General features: G+C 60.3%; 11 protein-coding genes. 7 read left to right on the top strand and 4 right to left on the bottom strand.

Features of this window, described 5'->3' with window-relative positions:
* Together BLW38_RS13915 and BLW38_RS13910 are read right to left on the bottom strand one after the other, a co-directional pair.
* Positions 1 to 198, bottom strand: a 198-nt coding sequence (locus BLW38_RS13915; RefSeq protein ID WP_177167519.1) for a helix-turn-helix domain-containing protein, incomplete at its 3' end; no start/stop codon positions are given.
* Positions 199 to 312: 114 nt separating this feature from the next.
* On the bottom strand, positions 313 to 663 hold the full coding sequence (locus tag BLW38_RS13910; RefSeq protein WP_143040904.1) for a hypothetical protein: 351 nt from the start codon (positions 661 to 663) through the stop codon (positions 313 to 315).
* Between the two features lie 25 nt (positions 664 to 688).
* On the opposite strand from BLW38_RS13910, the gene BLW38_RS13905 reads away from it, so the two are divergent.
* Together BLW38_RS13905 and BLW38_RS15995 are read left to right on the top strand one after the other, a co-directional pair.
* Positions 689 to 871, top strand: coding sequence for a hypothetical protein (locus BLW38_RS13905; RefSeq protein WP_092817806.1), 183 nt, complete (start codon positions 689 to 691; stop codon positions 869 to 871).
* 353 nt (positions 872 to 1,224) lie between these two features.
* The gene (locus BLW38_RS15995; protein ID WP_143040903.1) at positions 1,225 to 1,959 is read left to right on the top strand and encodes a hypothetical protein; all 735 of its coding nucleotides are present in this window, start codon (positions 1,225 to 1,227) and stop codon (positions 1,957 to 1,959) included.
* A gap of 126 nt (positions 1,960 to 2,085) precedes the next feature.
* Here the strand turns inward: BLW38_RS15995 and BLW38_RS15990 are convergent, their stop codons facing one another.
* Entirely contained in the window at positions 2,086 to 2,493 is a 408-nt protein-coding gene (locus BLW38_RS15990) for a hypothetical protein (RefSeq protein WP_143040902.1), read from the bottom strand.
* Positions 2,494 to 2,575: 82 nt separating this feature from the next.
* On the opposite strand from BLW38_RS15990, the gene BLW38_RS13895 reads away from it, so the two are divergent.
* Positions 2,576 to 3,712: a type I restriction enzyme HsdR N-terminal domain-containing protein gene (locus BLW38_RS13895; protein WP_092817805.1), complete on the top strand. Its 1,137-nt coding sequence runs from the start codon at positions 2,576 to 2,578 to the stop codon at positions 3,710 to 3,712.
* 152 nt (positions 3,713 to 3,864) lie between these two features.
* Here the strand turns inward: BLW38_RS13895 and BLW38_RS13890 are convergent, their stop codons facing one another.
* Positions 3,865 to 4,242 carry an SHOCT domain-containing protein gene (locus tag BLW38_RS13890; RefSeq protein WP_092817804.1) on the bottom strand — a complete coding sequence of 126 codons (378 nt, stop codon included), beginning with the start codon at positions 4,240 to 4,242 and terminating at the stop codon, positions 3,865 to 3,867.
* 424 nt (positions 4,243 to 4,666) lie between these two features.
* Between BLW38_RS13890 and BLW38_RS13885 the strand changes: the two genes are divergently transcribed.
* The 4 genes from BLW38_RS13885 to BLW38_RS13870 all read left to right on the top strand — a co-directional run bounded on the left by BLW38_RS13885 (position 4,667) and on the right by BLW38_RS13870 (position 6,824).
* Positions 4,667 to 5,278 (top strand): DUF7342 family protein, encoded by a 612-nt coding sequence (locus BLW38_RS13885; RefSeq protein WP_245710240.1) that lies wholly within the window; start codon positions 4,667 to 4,669, stop codon positions 5,276 to 5,278.
* Positions 5,275 to 5,757, top strand: a complete 483-nt coding sequence (locus BLW38_RS13880; RefSeq protein WP_092817803.1) for a hypothetical protein — start codon at positions 5,275 to 5,277, stop codon at positions 5,755 to 5,757. Before BLW38_RS13885 ends, BLW38_RS13880 begins: the two co-directional genes overlap by 4 nt.
* Before the next feature lie 243 nt (positions 5,758 to 6,000).
* On the top strand, positions 6,001 to 6,471 hold the full coding sequence (locus BLW38_RS13875; protein WP_092817802.1) for a cupin domain-containing protein: 471 nt from the start codon (positions 6,001 to 6,003) through the stop codon (positions 6,469 to 6,471).
* Positions 6,472 to 6,581: 110 nt separating this feature from the next.
* Complete coding sequence (locus BLW38_RS13870) at positions 6,582 to 6,824, top strand: amphi-Trp domain-containing protein (RefSeq protein WP_092817801.1); 243 nt, start codon at positions 6,582 to 6,584, stop codon at positions 6,822 to 6,824.
* The last annotated feature ends 5 nt before the right edge of the window (positions 6,825 to 6,829 follow it).

Below are 6,829 nucleotides of genomic sequence, written 5' to 3'. Positions count from 1 at the left end.
CGAGAAGATTGAAAATTCGTCTTTCCAGTCGGGCAGTCTGTAGTGGTGTTTGTACGCAGAGCCGATGTCGTCAGCATCGACGTTTTCGTACTCGTACAGGGTGTAGTTGTACGCTTGGCGATGAATGTCGATGTGATGTTCCAGTTCAGCCGCTCCCTTTTGTGTCGGGTATGCAGGGTAGCGGTGACTGTACTCCATCGCGGTCTCTCGGTTAGGGATGTTTCGGGTTAATGGTTTGTACTGTCGTGCGGCGATTCATCCCCTCCCTACTCGCTCACTGCGTTCGCTCGTTGAGGAAGGGGCATTCTCGCCTCAATTCTGGAAGGACTCGTGTCCCGCCAGGTCGCCGGCGTCGCGTCGGCGGGTCCACTCGTCGGGGGCCAGCCCGAAGCCGCCCGGTTCGAGGACGCCGGCGCCGTACGGCGAGAAGTCGACGGTCCGGCTGGCCTCGATGGCGTCGATGGACTCCGAGACGGCCGTCAACGCGACGACCAGGGTGTCGAGGGCGAAGCCCGGGTTGAGCCCGGTACAGAGGACCGACGCGTCGTTCGTCGTGGCGTCGCTCCACGAACGCGTGACGACGATCGCCCCGGAAGCGGACTTTCGCCACGAGACGGTCGGGAAGTACACCACGCCCGGAACGATCGCAACACGACTTCGCACGATCGCCACCGATGAAGCTGCTTCGATGGTGTTCATCGGCAGCGAAAACGCCGGCCAGATCGTGACCGGCATCACGAGTGTCGGCGCCACCGTCGCCGCCGAGGACGCTTACGACGTCGTGATCATTCGGACGCGATCGCCGCCCACTGTCGACACACTCACCGAAACCGACCAGCACCGACACCGGAAGTCCGACTTTTACACCTGACCGAGGCTGAGCACACCTGAACAGGATGGGCAGCACACGATCGGTGCAGCGTGTGCAGCTTCGGTGCAGCGTGTGCAGTGATGGACAGCTGGGCGGGCCATCGTGTGGTGGGTGCGTGGTGGGCGCGTGGTGGGCGCGTGGTGGGTGCGTGGTGGGTGCGTAGTGGACGCGCGGTAGGCGCATGGTGGGTGCGTCGTGTTGGAGAGGGAGTGCACGTCCGACTCGATCGACGAGTCCCGATCGGGATTCGCCCGATTTGCCCCACGTAAACTGTTTAATTCGGGTTAAACCGTCAAAACGCTGCGAGACGGTATCCCCTATTTATGCGTCCGACAGCCGTGTCCTCGACTGCAATGCCTGCCGCAAAATCCCTGCTGATCACGGTGGTTGCAGTGCTGCTGCTCGTTGCTGGCAGCGGTGCTGCCGTCACAGGACTCGCACAGACGAATGCCGACGCGTCGTCGGCGTCGACACCGGCGTCGGTCTCCGACCTCCAGATGGACGCAACCCTGGCGACCGACACCGTCACGGTCACGATGACTGACACCGGTGCGCCCGTCGAGAACGCCACGATCTCGATCGAGGGCGACGAAGAGGTCACCGTCACAACGGACGCGAATGGAACCGCGACCGTGAACCGATCGGCGCTGACCGACGATGACGACTCGATCGCGGAACTGGAAGCCGAGTACGAATCCGATCACGCGGAAGCCTCACTCGAGTACGTGGTTGTGGATGGATCGCTAACCCTCGCTGAGGAGACCTACGAGTACGATGTCGAAGATGTCGTCGACGATGACGACGAGGCGGATGATGACGAGGCTGACGGGGACGACGACGCCGACGATGACGACGATGCCGACGAGGACGCCAACGGGGACGCCGATCGCGATAGCGACGATGACGAGGCTGCAGCCACTGGCGCAGCTGCCGACGAAACCGACGCGAACGACGATCGTGAAGACGCCGCGGATGAGGCGGCTGACGACGACGATCGTGAGGACGATGAAGACGGCGAAGACGATGAAGACGACGAAGATGACGAGGATGAAGACGATGACGAGGATGAAGACGATGGCGACGACTAATCACTCGATAGTCCTCACCAGGTACTGATCGGTGCGCGGTTTGTAGCCGTGAACAGGCCGTGATACCTGATCGAGTGTAGCCGGCATATCTGTACCGCACAGAGAACCCAGTCCGTTTCCGGTGATTCAGAGGAACCGCCGAACCTTGCCTAAAAACCCCTCATCGGTTCCCTCGGGAACGCGCCGGAGTCGATCGTGAACGTCCGTTCGAACGGACGGATGCTCTTGAAGATACGTTTCTAGATCCCACCGTGACCCCGTAGTTTCGTATTTAAACAATGCCGGAAGACCAGTCTCATCAGCAATATACTTCCCACGTGCCAATGCTTCAACGTGTGACTGTTCTGACCCACCATCCATTGATGCGTCGCGTGCGGTCACGATAATGTGGTACTCGTCAGCGGTGGGATCTTCCTCGACGACAACACCCTCGGATTCGACTGTTGTGAAGTGTTCCAAGCAGTCGTCACAGTAGTGGTAGCGACCGTCTGCTGCGTTATCCGTGAAATCACCGCACCGTTCGCACTCGGCCATAGTGTATTCACCGGGTGAGATAATAAAAAGGTGTAACACCACTATATAAATCCTTAACTCGGATCACCGACACAATCGAATAATGACCGAGGACGTCCCCGTCACTGCCTCACAACTCTCCGATTTCGTCTCGCGGACGCGGGAGGTCACCGAGCGGTATCCCCAGATGAATGAGGACAACACCAAGTCCAAGCTTCTTCGTGATTTTCTCGAACTGCTCGGCTGGGACATCGCCTTCGATGCGGAACTGGAGTATCCGGTGACGATCGGTACCACGCGAAACTACGTCGATTATGCGCTCTCACCCGATGGTTCCACGCCGATCCTGTTCGTCGAGGCGAAGGGATACGATACAACAATCACTGATTCCCACCGCGACCAGCTCCACTCGTACCTTCGCCAGACCGATGTCGACTGGGGACTGCTGGCGAACGGAGAACAGTACGAGATCTATCGGCGTGAGAATGTTGACGACGGCGTCACCATCCGATCGATAGCGAAGTTGGACGTTGAAGACCTTCCGGCACACGCGGACTACATCCGACTGCTCACGAAGGACGCATTGACATCGGGGCGGGCGGGGGATGTTGCAGACCAAATCTTCGAGATCCGGCGCGCGAAAAGCCGACTCGAACGGCGCAAGGACGAAATCGCTGATCGGATCGCGGCGGTACTGACCGACGATGTCGGCGAAATTGTCTCCCAGGAGGCAACTACTGAGTCGAAGGAACTTGTCGATCGTCTGATCGCGGACCTTGAGGATCGAACCGAGAACACAGGGATGAGGGCGGACAGCACCCCCGAGGAAACCACCCGGGACACAGCGACGACGGGATCATCACGACCCAAAACAACGGCACCTGCTGAAAACGAGAACGAGGACTCGGAGTCGTTCTGGGACGAAGTCGAGTCGTGTGTCGGCCTTCGTCGGACGGAAGACACCGTTACACTCCGGGAGGACACCACCGGTGTCACGGATTACATCGATTTCGTGACGTTCCTCTTTGAGAATGGATACCTCACACGCTCCGATCTGCCGATCGCCTCCGGTGAGGTTCGATATATGATCAACACGAAGAACGAACATCGAGATGGACAGGAGATGTATATACCGAAGGAGATCCTCGATGGCGTTTTCCTAGAGACCCACCAGAGTACCGAGGACAAAAAGCGGAAGATCGTGCAGCTGGGAGAGCGATTTGGCGTTGGCGACGACTAACGTACTCGGAGACGACGACTAACGTACTCGGAGAAACACATAACGTGTGAACGATGACTCACAAGACCTGTGAGGACCATACCGACGATCGGCGGACGAGACAGCATCGCCACAGGCAGTCAGCCGGTCGCTTGCTGTCACGATCGACTGGCTCACTCCTCGTCGCTGGTGCGATCGAGCGTGTTCCGCCGAGTGGCGAACTCCTCATCGGTCATCTCGCCGCGAGCATACGCGCGACGGAGCTCCTCGATCGCCGGATCGGTGTCGGGGTCACTGTCCGCAACCGCCCGATAGAGGAGGTAGCCGCCGCCGAGGATGGCCGCCAGGAACAGGAGCTGCATCACGAGCCCGCTGATAAGCAGCCAGCCCGATGGGCCATCACCCATCATTCCGCCACCCCACATCCCACCCATCATCGGACCGAACCCTATCATCCCGAATCCCATGAAGAACACCGGGAGAAGGATGAGCAAACCGATGATGAGGAGGACGATCGTGACGAGTCGTGTCGAGTCTGTGGATGTGGACATTGCTGTGTACTCCTGGGAGTTGCTCCCAGTGCGTTATACGGGGGCACCGTTCACTGTAGTTGCGGTTTCGATCGGGGGAGTCTAATTGCTGATTCGTATTGTATTCGATCGTCTCCACCCGGGTTAAGTTCGATATCCAAACACTTCCCACACGCGCCGATCGTTGCGGTGACCCTCTCGCCGATCGTTGCGGGAACCACTCTCGCCGATCGTCGCGTTGATCGGACCACACGTTCCACAGGCAGCCCCGCCAACGCGATCGAGAATCCCGTCACCAGACAGCCCGGGACAGCGACTCCGGCACCACGGACAGCACAGTACGGAGCCACAGCGGCCCGATTCCCCCATCCCAGTGCCGAGTGTACTGCACATAAATATACTAATCCACAAATTATTATATTAGCTTCACATACGGTTATACAGTATGACCGAGGATCTGCCGCCACCACACCACCGCCGGCCGGATGGTGGGTCCGAATGCCGTGACGGAAACGATGTCGTCGTCGACAACTGGATCTCGGAGACGACGCCGTTTGAGCGAGTGTATGAGATCATCCGCCGGACCGACGATCCGGAGTCCGCCGCAACGATCGGTAACCGCGCTCGTGTATCGTCGACAACAGCACGAAAGCATCTCCGAACACTCGCGAACACCGGTGACGTGACAACATCACAGGATGGACAGACGACACGGTACCGACGGTCGGAAACGGCCATTATTACCGAACACGCACAGTCGCTTCTGGCGGATCTAACCCCTGAAGAGATCGCATCCGGCATCGCCGAGATGAAGGCACAGATTCAGGACTGGCGCGAGGAATACAATGTCGAATCACCCGAAGAGTTCGCCCGAACACTCGATATCAACGACGCCGACAGCGACCACGGCGCACTCCTCACAGACTGGTACACAACACGCCGAAACCTCGCGCTTGCACAAGCAACACTGGCAATCAGTGACGCAAGCGAGACGGGACACCTTACCGGAACAGAAATGAACGATGACGGCAATGGTGACGCCTCCGCGATCGTATGACCGGCGACGAGGAGCTCTCCCAGCATCCCGATCCGGATGAACAAGACGAGGTGTTTGGCCCGATCGATGCCGGGGCGCTCCGTGAGATACGCGATCTGTGTGTTGACCAGGAACCCCTTGTTCGGACGGCCGCACTGGATGACCCGTTGAACCCACAGACGCTCTCGGTTGAACTGTCCGACGGTGTCGGGGACGCTACAGCTGCACGGATCGATATCCGATGGAGTCTCACCGGAAACTACGCTGCACACTACACTGACGATGCGGATCGGGATTTCCGATTCGATTGTCACCCGAAACCCGACGCACCAAGACGGCACTTCCATCCACCACCTGCTGCGCTAAGTCGTCCCGTTGAAGGCTCTTGTATCGCAGTCTCTGAGGCCGGGCTGGTCACACGAGCAATTCTCCAGCGATGGCGATATGCGTACACCAACGAAACGTTTTCGGGGATCAACGACGCGGAAAATCCGCCGTAGACCGCCCAGGCACCGACAGACGTGGCCTTTCGGTGTCCTGTTGGTGTCCCGTTGGTGTCCCGATCGCAGTATCCCGATCGCAGTATCCTGATCGCAGTATCCCGGACACACATCGATCGCGGACAGACACGATCGGACACACGCTCCGCCAGCACCTCCATCGGACGCACGCTCCGCCACCGCCGGGCACGGCTCCTGCCGTGCAGTACCTTATTCACGCTCCCGATGCAAACAGGATCCGCAATGGAAACGATCGACGTTGCCGACCTCGGTGCCGAGGACAGCCCACAAAACCGCGCCAGCGTCGCCGATGCCCTCGGGGCGGACGACTTCGCGATGAACTACTACGCGCTCGACCCCGGCGAGGCGTTCACCGCCGGACTCCACGCGCACCTCGACCAGGAGGAGACGTTCCTCGTCCTCGAGGGCGAGGCCACCTTCGAGACGGCGCCGGGCCCGACGGCCGACTCCGACACGGTCACCGTGGGCGAGGGGCAACTCGTTCGGTTCGCGCCCGGCGAGTACCAGCAGGGCCGCAACGAGTCGGACGCGCCCCTCCGTGCCCTCGCGATGGGTACGCCCCAGGAGTCGACCGACGTCCGGATCGCCGGCCCCTGTGAGGCCTGTGGCGACAGCGACTACCTCGCGTTCGCGATGATCGACGGCCAGCCGGGCGTCGAGTGTCCCGAATGCGGGATGCAGTCGGCGCTCTGAGCGGCGATCGCGTCGCGCTGGGCGTCGATCCCGGGATCGATCGACGTCCGCGACTCGACACCCCCTCCGGCCCCGATCCTTATCCCCGCCCCGCGTGAACATCACTCACGATGCCCGAGGAGGAACTCTTCAAGACCGAGGAGCAACGGACGCGGGCCGGGATCGCCGACACGCTTGAAGCCGCCGCCGCGGAGATACGCGAGGGGACCGTCGATCTCGAGAGCCCGACCCAGGCGCAGCGGGTCACGCTCCCCGAGGCGCCGACGTTCGAGGTCGAACTCGAGCGGCTCACGGACTCGGAGACGGGTGCGGAACGCTACGAGCTGGAGTACGAGATCCGCTGGACGCGGTGAGCCGT

The sequence above is a fragment of the Halopenitus malekzadehii genome, from assembly GCF_900108505.1.
GTDB classification, from domain to species: Archaea; Halobacteriota; Halobacteria; order Halobacteriales; family Haloferacaceae; genus Halopenitus; species Halopenitus malekzadehii.
This window is presented reverse-complemented; position numbering and strand designations above follow the sequence as displayed.